Genomic DNA, 15,087 nt, shown 5'->3' with positions numbered 1-15,087 from the left:
CAATACCTGCTGCGTTCAGGAGACGGTGGACTGAAGCAATGACCGGATTGCAATGGCTAACAGCGGCGATGCCGCTGTTAAGCGTGTTTATTTTATTAGTGCTGCTGCGCATGCCGGCACGCCGCGCCATGCCACTGAGTTTGCTTATTTGCGCAGTACTGGCCTATCTGGTGTGGCAAATGCCGGCAGTGCAACTGGCCGCGGCTGTTGTTGAAGGGCTGGTGATAGCGGCGACAATTCTATGGATAGTGTTTGGTGCTGTATTGCTACTAAACGTGCTACGCCAGACCGGCGCTATTGATGCTATAAAGGCCGGATTCAGCACTATTTCTGCCGATAAGCGGGTTCAGTTAATTATTATTGCCTGGCTGTTTGGCAGTTTTCTGGAAGGCGCCGCCGGCTTTGGTACCCCAGCGGCTATTGCCGCGCCATTATTAGTTGCCTTGGGTTTTAGCCCGCTTGCTGCGGTGGTACTGGCGCTGATTGCCGACTCCAGTGCCGTATCTTTTGGAGCGGTCGGCACACCGGTGCTGGTTGGTATTGCCCAGGGCGTGCCGGATATTGCTGCCGATGAGGTACTGCAGGTTGCGTTAACGGCTATTAGCATCGATATTCTGGTGGCCTCATGGTTGCCGCTGCTAATGGTCGTGATGTTAACCCGTTTTTTCAGTGAGCAAAAAAGCTGGCGTGATGGCCTGGCGATTGCGCCTTTTGCATTGCTAAGTGGTTTAGCCTTTACCGTGCCGGCGTATCTGGTTGCGTTATTGCTGGGGCCGGAGTTTCCATCTGTGCTGGGGGCGTTGCTTGGCCTGGCCGTGATCTGTGCGGCAGCCCGCTACCGGGTTTTATTACCTGCTAAGCCCTGGTTATTTGCCAGTCCGCTACCTGATACCTTGCCAGGTGAAGAGAGTATCGCTCAACAACCGGCTCAGTCAGGTCTGCTAAGCAAACCAGCCATGCCATTGTGGCAAGCCTGGCTACCTTATGGCCTGGTGGCAGCGTTGTTGGTCGTAAGCAGAGTGCCGGATTTACCGTTGAAGCAAAGCCTGCAGCAACTGGCCTGGCAATGGCCGGCTATTTTTGGCACGGAGCTTAGCGTCGCTGTCAGCCCATTATATTTGCCCGGTACGTTGTTTGTGTTGGTGGCCGTGGTTAGTTGTTTTTTGCTGCAAGGCTCAGCAGGAATGTTGCTGGCATCGTGTCGGCAAAGTGGCCGCATGTTGCTGCCTTCTGCTATTGCCCTGGCCGGGGCGGTGCCGATGGTACGGATATTTTTGCAATCCGAGGTTAATACTGCCGGCCTGCCCGCCATGCCGATAGCGCTGGCAACTGCGGCAGCGGATTATCTGGCCGACAGCTGGTTGTGGATAGCGCCTTTTGTCGGGGCGCTCGGCTCGTTTATTGCCGGCTCTGCTACCTTTTCAAATTTAATGTTTGGCAGCTTTCAGCAGGCCATGGCCATTGAGGCCAGCTTACCGCTGACTTTGGTATTGGCGCTGCAAATGCTGGGGGCCAACGCCGGTAATATGATTTGTGTCGTTAACGTGGTGGCCGCAGCCAGTGTCGTCAACTTGCAAGGCCGGGAAGGAGATATCATTCGCTATACCCTGTGGCCAATGTTATTTTACTGTATCGCTGCCAGTAGTGTGGCATGGGTGCTGTTGCAGTAAATCGATAGAGTAAACCGGTACAGCAGTTCTGGAAAGTAAAACGCTGAAGGCGCGTGATAAGGCAAATATGAAAATTATTTTTAACGCGAACGATATCTTAGAAGCGCATATTGTTGCCGGTATGCTGCAGTCTTTCGGCATAGAAGCGCATGTGGGTGGTCATTATCTGCAAGGGGCCGTGGGCGATGTGGCGCCGCTGGGTATCGCCACTATTCTGGTGCAGGATGACGATAGTGAGCAGGCGGAAAAAATAGTCGCCGAGTATCAGAATAACCCGGTTAGCCAGAGCGAACCGGACGACCCGCTGCTGGCAACCGAAGCTGACTAACGCTTACCGATACATCGTAAGCTATTAACACTCAATAATATTTACCGCCAGGCCGCCGCGCGACGTTTCTTTATACTTAGTTTGCATGTCGCGCCCGGTATCCCACATGGTTTTAATGACCTTATCCAGTGACACCTTCTGATCGCCGCTGCCGCGCAGTGCCAGCCTCGAGGCATTAATGGCTTTAATCGAGCCCATGGCATTGCGCTCAATACAAGGCACCTGCACCAGGCCACCAACCGGATCGCAGGTTAGGCCCAGATTGTGCTCCATGCCAATTTCGGCGGCATTTTCTACATGTAGCGGCGTGCCGCCTTGAATTTCGGTCAACGCAGCGGCGGCCATCGAGCAGGCTACGCCTACCTCACCCTGACAACCGACTTCAGCACCGGAAATAGAGGCATTTTTCTTGTATAAAATACCAATAGCGGCGGCGGTTAACAGGTAGCGGGTGGCAATTTCCGGGCTGACCGGTTGAATAAACTTGTCAAAATACATCAGCACCGCCGGAATAATGCCAGCAGCACCGTTGGTGGGGGCGGTTACTACCCGGCCACCGGCAGCGTTTTCTTCGTTTACCGCCAGCGCAAACAGGTTAACCCAATCCATTACCTGCAGCGGGTCACTGCTTTTCTCAGACATCAGGCGTTTGTATAGCGCCGGTGCCCGCCGTTTTACTTTTAAACCGCCAGGCAGAATACCCTCAGTTTTAATGCCACGTTCAATGCAGGCCCGCATGGTGAGCCAGATATTATTCAGCTCACTCTCAATCTGGGCTGGCTTACGCAGCACTTTTTCATTTTCCAGCATTAAACCGGAAATTGATAAACCATGTTCTTTACACAATGCCAGCAGCTCAGCGCCCGATTCAAATGGATAGGGTGGCGGGTTATCAGCGGCAAACTGACTGGCGGCTTCTTTTTCTTTGGCAAAGTCTTCAGCCTTCACTATAAAACCGCCACCAATCGAAAAATACACTTCGCGCAGCAATTCGTTTTTGCTGCTGTCAAAGGCGATCAGCTCCATGCCATTAGAATGCTCTTTCAAGGTTTTACGCCGGTGAAAGACAATGGCGCCTTCACGCGGGAATTTAACGCTGTGGCTTTGCGCCAGTTGCAGTTGCTGGCTGTCGAAAACTTGTTTTAATAAACCGTCGATGGTGTCCGGGTCGATAGTTTCCGGCAAATAGCCAGATAACCCCAGGATCACCGCTTTGCCGGTACCATGGCCGACGCCGGTCTGACCCAGCGAGCCATAAAGTTCAACTTTGATGGTGGCAACCTTTTCCAGTACGGCAGCCTGGCTTAAGTTATCGGTAAATTTTTTAGCGGCACGCATCGGGCCAACAGTGTGTGAACTGGATGGGCCTATGCCGATACTGAACATGTCAAAAGCACTGATAATCATATTGGGTATCTATTAGTTTACTTTATGAAATTGCGGCCATTGTAACGGAAGCGGGCCACTACTGTAAGCGGGTTGGTAACTGGTCGGGTGTTATTACAGCTTATAAAGGCGCCGGAACCGTGGGTAAGGATATTCGGACGAGAATCGGTTTGCTCTAAGCCAACCGTTGCAGCCCTGGACGGGCGGACAAACACGTAGGGAACGTATTTGGACAGCCCGCTGGCCCAAAGGGCAAGCAGCACGATGCTGCCCGCAAACGAGCCCCCAGGGATGGGTTCACGGCGTGTTGGCGTGAGCAAACCGGTTCGACTCAGCTCATGTAATGTATTTGGTATTAATGGTTCTAATCAGTTTTGTGTAAACTAAATATTACATTATGCCAATTGCAAGCTGAGCTGATGCTTTGCTTTAGCCGGTTCACTCCGGCCGCCCGCAAAGCTACTCAGTCAGCATATTGGCTACGGCAGGTTAACATACTCAATATACCAACCATCAGTTAAGGGCTTGGTGAAATGGAGTCTTTCGTTGGTATTACGATTGTCTTTGTGATGAATAGCGGGATTGTATTCGCTAAGTTTTGGTGGCTGGTAACTGTAGCCTAGATGGCTGCCGCCGTCAGAATGCCAGACAGCCCACTTCCTGATGAACAGCGAACAATCATCATCAGTAGCCTGATGGAGTATCATCTCATCAACACTGATTAGATTAAGTAAAGTATTCATTTTGGCCGCATACGGAGCAAGATGTTCTGGATAGGTTACCGCAGCATTTCGTCTTAAGCGATTGAAGCCAAGACTGGTAGTGGTTATATAAGCGCAGGCAGCACTGGCTAGTTCATTAAACTGGGCTTGATGTTGGTAGAAAAACTGGTTTAACTCATCGACATCAGCACGCTTTGGGACATTTTGTGCTTTGTTGCATCCAATGAGCAACAAACTTAAAAGCAGAACGAAATAAATAGTAAACTTCATTGGCTTGCCTTGTCGAGTGAGTAGCTAAAATCGAAAATACTTAGGGAATATTACGGTACTCAATATACCAGTTGTCAGCTAAGGGTTTGGTAAAGTGAATTTTCTCTCTAAAATTACGATTTTCTTTAAGATGAATGGCTGGATTGTACTCGTTTAATTCTGCTGGTTGATAGCTATAGCCCATATCACTGCCATCTCCAGCGAACCCAAAGGACCATTGAGGTATATAGAGTGAACATTCGGGCTCTCCATCCTGATGAATTACTATTCCTTTCGCATCTATTTTTTTCAGTAAAGCATTAATTTTTAAAAATTCTTTGGCTAAATGCTCTGGATACTTGAGGGCTGTATCTATTTTATAATGATAGAACTTAGTGTTAAGGATGGATTTTACTTTACAACTAATGTCCGCCAACTCTTTAAAAGTCGATTGGTGTGTAACAAAATGTTGAGTCAGCTCAGCGGTATCAAGCCGCTTGCTGCAGCCTGAAAGTAGTAGGCTTAGCATTAACACTGCAACAAACTTCATATTTGAATTCCTAAAAAACGTTACTTTATGCCAGTTGCAAACAGAGCTGATGCATAATGGCGGCGGTGGCGCCCCAGATAAACTTGTCCTGATACGGCATAAAATGCAGATCCCGGGTTTTACCCCGCAACGTTAGTGATAATTGGTGACGGTTTTGCTGTGGTAAGAAATGGCTAAGCGGTACTTCAAATACCGCCGCCACTTCCGATACCTGTAACTGAAAGCCGCGTTGCGGCTGCAACAGGCCAACCCAGGGTTCAATAATAAAACCGGTGGTAGTGTCTTGCGCCGGTAAGCGGCCCAGCAGGGTGACTTCAGTACTGGCCAGACCGATCTCTTCTTCTGCCTCACGCAGGGCTGCCTGAAAACTGCTTTCACCCGGTTCCATCCGCCCGCCCGGAAAGCTTATTTGTCCCGGGTGATGGCGCAGGTGCAGGGCGCGTTGGGTAAATAACACCTTAAGCTGATGACCGTAATCGACAATCGGCACTAACACCGCGGCATGTTGAGACGTTGAGCGGGCGTTGTTAGCTAACGGCACCGGGCCTTTTACCGCAGGCAGTGGTCCGGCTGCCGTCGCCGGATTAGGTGTTAATACAAAACGGCTGCAGAATTGCTCAGCCAGCATCTGCTAGTTCCTTCGCTCTGTTCAGGTTAAGTAGTACCGGTAATATCTTGTTTACTTTATCTAAGGTTTCCTGATATTCGCTGGCCGCTTCAGAGTCTGCGACAATGCCGCCACCTGCCCAGCAATGGATTACGCTTTCGCTGCAAACCAGGGTGCGAATGGCGATATTCGTATCCATATCCCCATTATTATTAATATAACCAATGGCGCCGCAATATACCGAGCGGCGGTGCGGTTCGAGCTGTTCAATAATCTGCATTGCCGCTACCTTGGGTGCGCCGGTAATTGAGCCGCCGGGAAAAGCAGCACGCAGTAAATCACAGGCGCTATACTGCGCGGCTAACTCGCCGGTAACGGTACTAACGAGATGATGTACCGCCGGGAAGCTTTCAACGGCAAATAATTGGGGTACCGCCACACTGCCAACTCGGCATACTTTGCCAAGGTCATTCCGCAGTAAATCAACAATCATTACATTCTCTGCCCGATCTTTTTCAGCCTGTTGCAGCTGTGCAGCAGCTTGCTGGTCTAACTCTGGGTTGCTATGCCGGGGCCGGGTGCCTTTAATCGGTTTGGTTTCCACCTGGCGGTTTTTTAACTGCAAAAAGCGCTCGGGTGAAATGCTTAATACTGCGCCTTGCTCCAGATTGATAAAGGCTGAAAAAGGCGCGGCATTGGCCTGGCGTAATGCCTGATAGGCTTGCCATTCGTCACCCTGATAGCCAGCACTAAAACGCTGGGCCAGGTTAATCTGGTAACAGTTGCCGTTTAACAAATGTTGTTGAATTTGCAAAAAGTGTTCAGTGTATTGCTGCTGGCTGAGATTAGCCTGCCAGTCGCCGGTTAGCTGAAATGGTGTTGCTGTTAAGGCTTGCGCCAACTGATACTGCAGTTTTTGCCACTGTATTTCGGCATTGTTATTATAATCGACACACCATAATTGCTGTTGCTGTTTATCCAGCACCAGTGCAGTGCTATATAAACCGATTGCCATATCCGGCAGTTGAATATCCTGCTCGCTGTCGCTGGGTATTGTTTCCAGGTAGCGGCCTAAATCATAACCAAAGTAACCCAGCGCGCCGCCGCTAAAAGGCAGCTCGCTGTCAGCCGGCTCTGGAAAATAGCGCTTTAATGCGCAATCTAATACGGTAAAAGGGTCTTGCGGGTAATCATGACTACCATGTTCATCATGTAAGGTGGTTACGCCGTTATTTGCTGTTAACGTAGCCAGTGGCTGCATAACCATGATCTGGTAACGGCTGTTCGGATGACCAGCGGCAGCTGAGTCGAGCAACATGGCCCAGGGCTGACTGGCAAAGTGGCCAAAAAATGTGGCTAAATCCGCTGGCGCGGTTTGTGGAATTAAATACTGCTGCATTGAAGGCTAGCCGCTGTTTTCGATGCGGGGTATCATACCAGTACAGGTTGCAATAGTTAATGATTAAGCCATTAATGGCATTAGAGGAAAAGTAAGCATGACGGTAATTCGCCAACAAGACTTTATCGAGAGTATTGAAGATGCGTTGCAGTATATCTCGTACTATCATCCGCTGGATTTTATTCAGGCGCTGGAGCAGGCTTACCACAAAGAGCAGAACCAGGCGGCTAAAGATGCTATTGCCCAAATTCTGATTAACTCGCGGATGTCAGCTGAAGGCCATAGGCCAATTTGCCAGGACACCGGTATTGTTACCTGCTTCGTTAAAATTGGTATGGACGTGAAGTGGGATAAAACCGACCTGACCGTGCAACAAATGGTGGACGAAGGCACCCGTCGCGCCTATTTAAACCCGGATAACCCGCTGCGCGCCTCTATTGTTGCCGACCCTGCCGGCGCGCGGAAAAATACTAAAGACAACACGCCATCAGTGGTGCATATCGATTTAGTCGCCGGTCACCACGTGGAAGTGATGATTGCCGCTAAAGGCGGTGGCTCTGAAAATAAAACTAAAATGGCGATGTTAAACCCGTCCGATTCTATCGTTGACTGGGTGCTGGAAACCTTACCAAAAATGGGCGCCGGTTGGTGTCCGCCTGGCATGCTGGGTATAGGTATTGGTGGTACCGCCGAAAAAGCCGCAGTACTGGCGAAAGAAGCGCTGATGGAGCCGGTCGATATTCAGGAATTAATCGCCAAAGGTGCAGAGACTGCCGATGAAAAACTGCGTTTAGAGCTGTATGAAAAAGTAAACAAACTGGGCATTGGCGCCCAGGGTTTAGGGGGCTTAACTACCGTAGTTGATGTGAAAATCAATAGCGTGCCAACCCATGCTGCCAGCTTGCCGGTAGTGATGATCCCCAACTGTGCGGCGACCCGCCATTTGCATTTTCACTTAGATGGCAGTGGCCCGGCCGATATTAAGCCGCCAAAACTGGAAGACTGGCCGCAGGTAACCTGGGAGCTGGGCAGTAAAGTGCGACGGGTGAACCTCGATACCATTACCCCGGCCGACGTGCAAAGCTGGCAGGCCGGTGAAACGGTGCTGTTAAGCGGCAAGATGCTGACTGGCCGTGATGCCGCCCACAAACGGATTGCCGATATGCTTAATAAAGGCGAAGGCTTACCGGAAGGCGTTGACCTTAAAAACCGCTTTATTTACTACGTCGGCCCGGTAGATGCCGTGCGCGACGAGGTAGTAGGCCCGGCCGGCCCGACAACCGCCACCCGGATGGATAAATTTACCGAAATGATGTTATCGCAAACTGGCTTGCTGGGCATGATTGGTAAATCCGAGCGTGGCGATCTCACGGTTGAGAGCATTAAAAAACACAAAGCGGTGTATTTAATGGCGGTAGGTGGGGCGGCTTATCTGGTATCCAAAGCCATTAAGAAATCCCGGGTCGTGGCGTTCGCCGATTTAGGCATGGAAGCCATTTACGAGTTTGAAGTAGAAGATATGCCTGTGACGGTAGCGGTAGACTCCAACGGTAATAATGTGCATAAACAGGGCCCGGCGATCTGGAAAGCGAATATCGCTGAACTGGACGCCAAGCTAAAAGCAAAATAATAATACGATAACAGCGCTGGTTTAACCCGGCGCTTTGCTTTGATTTTGATATCCTGAAGGGGAGCGACAATGAAATACTCACTGATGCTGCTAACTGCTTTAGTTGCAGCGCCATTGGCAGCACCACTGGCGGCAAAAGGGCCGTTAACGGTAGAACACCTGAACCAGTTTAATAAAATTAATGCCATCAGCCTGTCAAACGACGGCCGCTATCTGGCTTACGTACAGAGCAACGGCGGTTTTGCGCCGGCCGATACCAGCACTGACATCTATTTAAAAGATCTGCGCCAGGACAGCCCGGCTAAACGCTTAACCCAAAGTGCTGCCAGCGAGCGGGCACTGGCATTTGACAATGATGGCACTGCTTTATATTTTCTTGCTGATCGCAGCGGCAGCAGCCAGGTATGGCGTTTACCGCTAAATGGCGGTGAGGCGCTGCAACTAACCGATTTACCGCTGCCGGTAGAAGGCTTCCAGGTTGCGGCCGATGGTAAAACGCTGGCACTGGTCCTTGCGGTATTGCCGGAATGTGACAGCCTTAACTGCACTGTTGAGGCGAAAGCAGCTGAAAAAGAGCGTAAAGACAGTGCGCTGGTTTATGACAGCCTGATGGTACGGCACTGGGACCACTGGCGCGAGCCTTATCGCAGTCAGTTACACGTCGCTGCTATTGGCGAGGGTATGGTAACCGATGCCAAAAACCTAATCAGCGACTGGGATACTGATATCGCCGGGATCAGCCAGGTTGCCTTTACGCCGGATAACCAGCACCTGGTGTTCAGTGCCAAAGCGCCGGGTAACGATCAGGCCTGGCATACCAACTATGATATTTTTCAGGTATCGGTCGATGGTGGGGAAAAAGTTAATTTAACGGCAGACAACAAAGCCTGGGATGCCAGACCAAAATTTTCGGCTGACGGCCGTTTTATGGCTTACTTAGCCATGAGCAAACCCGGCGCTGAAGCGGACCGCTTTGGCTTAATGTTACTGGATATGGTGACCGGACAGCGCAAAGAGTTGGCGGCAGAGTTTGACCGCTCGGTCAGTGATTTTCAGTTTGGTCGCGACAACCGGACCATTTACGTCACCAGCCAGGATTTGGGGCAGTACAGTATCTTTGCCATTAACACCAGTTTTGGTGATGTACGCAAAGTCTATGGCAATGGCTACGCCGGGAACTTACAGGTCGCCAGCGACAAACTGGTGTTTACCAATCACCGGCTGGATATGCCGGCCGAGATATTTCAAATTAACACCGACGGCAGTCAGTTAAGCCAGCTGACCGACATCAACGTGAAATGGCGTGAGCAGGTGCAATTTGGTGATTACGAGCAATTCAGCTTTAAAGGCGCCAATGATGCAACGGTGTATGGCTATCTGGTAAAACCGTGGGATTTTGATGCCGGCAAAAAATATCCGATGGCATTTTTAGTGCACGGCGGGCCGCAGGGCAGTTTTGGCAATATGTTTAATGAGCGCTGGAATGCCCAGATGTATGCAGCCCAAGGCTATGCGGTGGTCATGGTCGATTTTCATGGCTCTACCGGTTATGGCCAGGCGTTTACTGATGCAATCAGCCGCGATTGGGGCGGTAAGCCCCTTGAGGATCTTAAGAAAGGCTTTGAATACATTGTTAAGGCCCAGCCCTGGATTGACGGTGACCGCGCCTGTGCCCTGGGGGCATCTTACGGCGGTTATATGATGAACTGGATTGCCGGCAACTGGCCAACGGGCTTCAAATGTCTGGTTAATCACGCCGGTTTATACGATATGCCAAGCTTTTACGGCAGCACTGAAGAGCTGTGGTTCCCGGAGTATGATTTAGGTGGTACGGCCTGGGATGCAGGATCTGATTATCAGAAATTTAACCCGGCTGCCCATGCGGATAAATGGCAAACACCGATGCTGGTAATCCATGGCTTAAAAGATTACCGGGTGCCGTATGCCCAGGGGTTAGGCGCCTTTACCAACCTGCAACGTAAAGGTATTGAATCGCGTTTAGTGATTTTCCCCGATGAGAACCACTGGATTTTAAATAAAGATAACCGGGTGCGCTGGTATAACGAAGTATTTGAGTGGCTGGAGAAGTACACTAAACAATAGCAGATGGCTTGCATGACGGTGCATACCTGACTGCAACGAGAAGGCCGGCTTGTGCTAACTGACACGGTGACAAAGCACCGGCCTTCTTTTTACCCCACTAAACGAGATATCCAGTATGAAATTATCTGATGTGGTGATTTTAGACGGCGCCCGCACGGCTATTGGTAGCTTTGCTGGTGCTCTGGCCAGTTTAAGCCCGGCAGAATTGGGCACAGCAGCCGCGACAGCAGCGATCAGCCGCAGCGCTGTGCCGCCAGCGGATATTGATCATGCCGTGTTTGGCCATATTATTACTACCGGACCAGCAGATGCCTATCTGGCACGGCATATTGCACTAAACAGCGGCATGCTGCCAAAGTCTGCCGCCTTTAATGTAAATCGCTTATGTGGCTCCGGCGTTCAATCGGTAATATCTGCAGCACAACAAATTCAGCTGGGCTATAGCAGCATAGCGCTGGCCGGCGGTGCTGAGAGCATGAGTAATGGCGCCTATTTATTGCCTAATGTTCGCCGTGGCTTGCGGATGGGCCATGCCAGCGTAACAGACCTGACTCTGGGGATCTTGACCGACCCGTTTGGCAGCGGCCATATGGGTGTTACTGCTGAAACTATTGCCAGCCAGTATGGTTTTAGCCGGCAGGATTTGGATACCTTTGCTGCCCAGAGCCATCAGCGTGCTGCCAGAGCACAACAACAAGGCTATTTTACAGAACAGATTGTACCTGTCAGTGTTAAAAGTGGTCGCAGCGAAAGTACAATTGCGCAGGATGAGCATATCCGGCCGGATACCAGTATTGACAGCTTAGCTAAGTTAAAACCGGCATTTAAAAAAGACGGTATTGTTACCGCCGGTAATGCCTCAGGCTTAAATGACGGTGCTGCAGCGATAGTATTAACCAGTATGGCTGAAGCAACCAAGCGCGATTTAAAGCCGCGGGCTCGTTTGCTAGGTTATGCCTTTGCCGGGGTGGAGCCTGGCGTAATGGGTCTGGGGCCGATACCAGCGGTGCAACAGGTTTTGGCGCAAAGTGGCATTAGCTTGAGCGAGATTGACGTAATTGAATCCAATGAAGCGTTTGCTGCTCAGGCGTTGGCGGTAAGCCAGGTACTGGGGTTAGACCCGGCAAAAGTTAACCCGAATGGGGGTGCTATTGCGCTGGGCCATCCGGTTGGGGCCACCGGCTCGATTCTGATCATTAAACTACTGGCTGAACTAAAGCGCACCGGCGGCCGCTATGGTTTGGTGACCATGTGTATTGGTGGTGGCCAGGGCATTGCGCTGTTGCTGGAGTCATTGCAATAGCGCTGCAGGCCTTAGCGCTTATCCGCTTTCGCCGGCGATCTGCTGCAATGCCTGGATCAGTTGTGCTGGCTCCTGGGCGCCGGAAATAAGGTATTTATTGTTAATAATGAAGGCAGGAACCGACGAAATACCGGCTTGCTGATATTTGGCAATATCTTCGCTTACGGTATTAGCAAAGTCATCAGTGTCCAGGATCCGCCGGGCTTCTGCTTTGTCCATACCGGCCTGTGCCGCGCAAGCCACTAACACCGCTTTGTCAGCAACATCTTTCGCTTCACCAAAATAGGCATCAAACAGTGCCAGCTTCATCTTTGTTGCTTTATTTTCGGTGGCCGCCCATTTCACTAAGCGATGTGCATCAAAGGTATTGCAGGTATAACGCTGCTGCATTTTATCAAAATTAAGCCCTAACTCACTGGCTATATTCATCATACTAGCCTGGGCAGCGCGCATTTCATCCTCGCTGCGACCATACTTACGGCTTAGTGCCGGCAGGATTGGCTCCTGTGGCGCACTTTTATCGGGGTTGAGCTCAAAAGCGTGCCATTCCAGCTCAATATCCAGCTCCGGCAATGAACTAAGTGCCTGCTGCAATCGGGCATAGCCAATAGCACACCAGGGGCAGGCAATATCCGATACCAGGTCAATTTTTAGGGTTGTCATAGTGATCTGTCTCTGTTCTTCTGGGCAATCGATACGTAATAGTTAAAACGCTAGCATAGCTTGGCACGCCAACCAAGTTTGCTGCTGTGAAAGTGCTATTAACTCAGTTCAGCGGCCAGATAATCAACCAACACCCTTACTTTGGCAGATAAATGACGGTTTTGCGGATAAACAGCCCAGACTCCATCGTCAGGTTGGCGAAGATCATTTAGCACAGCAATCAACTCACCACTTTGTAATTTTTCACTCACGTAATAGTCAGGTAACTGGACCAGTCCCAAACCTTTTAATGCGGCATCTAACAGTGCCATACCACTGTTGCAGATAATCCGGCCCTGTGGTTTAAACTGAATGACCTTTCCCTGCAGCATAAAACGCCATTGGTTAACGGTGCCTGTCAGGCACTGATGGTTGGCCAGCGCTGGTAAGCTCTCTGGCAGGCCAAATTGTGTCAGATACGCCGGTGAGGCCACCACATACTGGGTACGGTTGGCCAGTTTGCGGGCGATCAGACTGGAGCTTTCCAGCGGCCCTAAGCGGATGGCCAAATCGAAGCCGCCTTGTACCAGATCGAGTTTGTTGTTGGTTAGTTGTAAATCCAGCTCGGTATCAGGATATTGTTTCAGAAAATTATGTAGCAGCGGCGCAATCCGGGTTTCGCCATAAAATACCGGCGCAGTCAGTTTAATTAAACCGCGGGGAGTGGCCTTTAAGTTTGCCAGTGAGCGGTTAGCTTCTTCCAGGCTGCTCACCAGATGACGGCAATGCTGCAAATACAACAGGCCTTCCTCGGTTAAGCTGACGCTACGGGTAGTGCGGTACAGCAGCTTAATCGCCAATTGCTGCTCCAGCTCGGCAATATTGCGGCTGACCTGAGCAACTGAAATACCCAGCTGTTTTGCTGCTTTGGTAAAGCTCTGCTGTTCGGCTACTGCTACAAATTCGCTGATCCCTGTCCAATGTTTCATAAAAATCTCATAGTAGTTGCTTATTTATCCCAGGCTGCTTGCGTCAAAATAGCGCGACTCTGATAAGGCAGCGGTTGGAACCCCGTTTTGGTTGCCACAGAGTGTCTGAGTGAGCGCGCCAGCGTGAGCGAGTTGCTGTGGCAAGCCAGGGCGGGCGTTGCAACGCAAGCTGCCTGTCGGCCAACTATTGCAAATACACAAAACTGATTTGCAGTTTAACTACATTAACTGTGATATGGAAATAATAGAAAACACGTTATAGTTATAACCGTTAATAACTATCAGTATTTTCAAATAAGGACGCTGTATGAAGATGATTAAAACCCGCGCCGCCGTCGCCTGGGGCCCAGGCCAGCCGTTATCGATTGAAGAAGTCGATTTAATGCCGCCGCAAAAAGGCGAAGTGCTGGTCAAAATTGTAGCTTCCGGAGTCTGTCATACCGATGCTTTTACCTTGTCGGGCGAAGATCCTGAAGGTATTTTTCCGGCCATTTTAGGCCACGAAGGCGGTGGTATTGTTGAGGCGGTAGGTGAGGGGGTAACATCGGTAGCGGTTGGCGATCATGTTATTCCGCTGTATACGCCGGAGTGTGGTAAATGTAAGTTCTGTTTGTCTGGCAAAACTAATTTATGTCAGGCCATACGTGCCACCCAGGGCAAAGGCTTAATGCCAGACGGCACTACCCGGTTTTCAAAAGACGGTAAGCCAATTTATCACTATATGGGTACGTCTACCTTTTCGGAATATACGGTTCTGCCGGAAATCTCCCTGGCAAAAATTAATAAAGAAGCACCACTGGAAAAAGTTTGTCTGCTGGGCTGTGGCGTCACCACTGGTATGGGTGCGGTAATGAACACCGCTAAGGTGAAAGAGGGCGATACCGTAGCGGTATTTGGCCTCGGCGGAATTGGTTTATCCGCCATTATTGGCGCGGTAATGGCCAAGGCCAGCCGGATTATTGCCATTGATATTAACGAAGATAAGTTTGATATTGCCAAAAAACTGGGCGCAACTGATGTGGTAAACCCGCAGAAATTTGATAAGCCCATTCAGGAGGTGATTGTTGAGATGACCGATGGCGGGGTTGATTTCTCGTTTGAATGTATTGGTAATGTCAATGTGATGCGCTCGGCGCTGGAATGCTGTCACAAAGGCTGGGGCGAGTCGGTAATTATCGGTGTGGCCGGTGCCGGCCAGGAGATTTCAACCCGGCCATTTCAACTGGTGACCGGCCGGGTATGGCGTGGTACCGCCTTTGGTGGCGTAAAAGGACGCAGCGAATTACCAGATTATGTGGAGCGCTATTTAAACGGTGAGTTTGAGCTGGATACCTTTATTACTCACACTATGCCATTGGAGCGGATTAACGAAGCCTTTGATTTAATGCACGAAGGTAAGTCGATTCGTACTGTAATTCATTTTTAAGTTTATCGTAGGTAGGACGTATTACAACGCCCGCCCTGGCTTGCCACAGCAACTCGTTCGCGCTGGCGCGCTCGCTCAGACAC

The 15,087-nt window shown here is 50.4% G+C and carries 13 protein-coding genes; 6 read left to right on the top strand and 7 right to left on the bottom strand.

Going from position 1 to position 15,087, the window contains the following annotated elements; genetic code table 11:
• Positions 1-38: 38 nt before the first annotated feature.
• Together KG631_RS00320 and KG631_RS00315 are read left to right on the top strand one after the other, a co-directional pair.
• Entirely contained in the window at positions 39-1,670 is a 1,632-nt protein-coding gene (locus KG631_RS00320) for an L-lactate permease (protein ID WP_213994680.1), read from the top strand.
• Between the two features lie 67 nt (positions 1,671-1,737).
• Positions 1,738-1,998: a DUF2007 domain-containing protein gene (locus KG631_RS00315; protein WP_213994679.1), complete on the top strand. Its 261-nt coding sequence runs from the start codon at positions 1,738-1,740 to the stop codon at positions 1,996-1,998.
• A gap of 24 nt (positions 1,999-2,022) precedes the next feature.
• Here KG631_RS00315 and KG631_RS00310 read toward each other — a convergent pair whose 3' ends face one another.
• From KG631_RS00310 to pabB, 5 genes are all read right to left on the bottom strand, one after another.
• On the bottom strand, positions 2,023-3,405 hold the full coding sequence (locus KG631_RS00310; protein ID WP_301003504.1) for an L-serine ammonia-lyase: 1,383 nt from the start codon (positions 3,403-3,405) through the stop codon (positions 2,023-2,025).
• A 458-nt stretch (positions 3,406-3,863) separates the two neighbouring features.
• The gene (locus tag KG631_RS00305; RefSeq protein ID WP_213994678.1) at positions 3,864-4,376 is read right to left on the bottom strand and encodes a hypothetical protein; all 513 of its coding nucleotides are present in this window, start codon (positions 4,374-4,376) and stop codon (positions 3,864-3,866) included.
• Between the two features lie 40 nt (positions 4,377-4,416).
• On the bottom strand, positions 4,417-4,905 hold the full coding sequence (locus KG631_RS00300; RefSeq protein ID WP_301003503.1) for a hypothetical protein: 489 nt from the start codon (positions 4,903-4,905) through the stop codon (positions 4,417-4,419).
• 25 nt (positions 4,906-4,930) lie between these two features.
• Positions 4,931-5,533 (bottom strand): CoA pyrophosphatase, encoded by a 603-nt coding sequence (locus KG631_RS00295; protein WP_213994677.1) that lies wholly within the window; start codon positions 5,531-5,533, stop codon positions 4,931-4,933.
• Positions 5,523-6,911 (bottom strand): aminodeoxychorismate synthase component I, encoded by a 1,389-nt coding sequence (pabB, locus tag KG631_RS00290; protein ID WP_213994676.1) that lies wholly within the window; start codon positions 6,909-6,911, stop codon positions 5,523-5,525. The genes KG631_RS00295 and pabB overlap by 11 nt, the downstream gene beginning before the upstream one ends.
• A 97-nt stretch (positions 6,912-7,008) precedes the next feature.
• On the opposite strand from pabB, the gene KG631_RS00285 reads away from it, so the two are divergent.
• The 3 genes from KG631_RS00285 to bktB all read left to right on the top strand — a co-directional run bounded on the left by KG631_RS00285 (position 7,009) and on the right by bktB (position 11,947).
• A complete protein-coding gene (locus KG631_RS00285; protein ID WP_213994675.1) occupies positions 7,009-8,541 on the top strand; it encodes a fumarate hydratase in 1,533 nt (510 codons plus the stop codon).
• Positions 8,542-8,610: 69 nt separating this feature from the next.
• Entirely contained in the window at positions 8,611-10,644 is a 2,034-nt protein-coding gene (locus KG631_RS00280; protein ID WP_213994674.1) for a S9 family peptidase, read from the top strand.
• Between the two features lie 115 nt (positions 10,645-10,759).
• Positions 10,760-11,947: a beta-ketothiolase BktB gene (gene bktB / locus KG631_RS00275; RefSeq protein ID WP_213994673.1), complete on the top strand. Its 1,188-nt coding sequence runs from the start codon at positions 10,760-10,762 to the stop codon at positions 11,945-11,947.
• An 18-nt stretch (positions 11,948-11,965) separates the two neighbouring features.
• Here bktB and KG631_RS00270 read toward each other — a convergent pair whose 3' ends face one another.
• A complete protein-coding gene (locus tag KG631_RS00270; RefSeq protein WP_213994672.1) occupies positions 11,966-12,610 on the bottom strand; it encodes a DsbA family oxidoreductase in 645 nt (214 codons plus the stop codon).
• 98 nt (positions 12,611-12,708) lie between these two features.
• A complete protein-coding gene (locus KG631_RS00265; protein ID WP_213994671.1) occupies positions 12,709-13,578 on the bottom strand; it encodes a LysR family transcriptional regulator in 870 nt (289 codons plus the stop codon).
• A 313-nt stretch (positions 13,579-13,891) separates the two neighbouring features.
• Here KG631_RS00265 and KG631_RS00260 point away from each other — a divergent pair, with 313 nt between their 5' ends.
• On the top strand, positions 13,892-15,004 hold the full coding sequence (locus KG631_RS00260) for an S-(hydroxymethyl)glutathione dehydrogenase/class III alcohol dehydrogenase (protein WP_213994804.1): 1,113 nt from the start codon (positions 13,892-13,894) through the stop codon (positions 15,002-15,004).
• Positions 15,005-15,087 lie beyond the last annotated feature (83 nt).

The organism is Arsukibacterium sp. (assembly GCF_018402695.1).
GTDB lineage: Bacteria > Pseudomonadota > Gammaproteobacteria > Enterobacterales > Alteromonadaceae > Alishewanella.
Note: the sequence above shows the minus strand (reverse complement) of the source record. Positions and strands in the feature narration are given on the sequence as shown.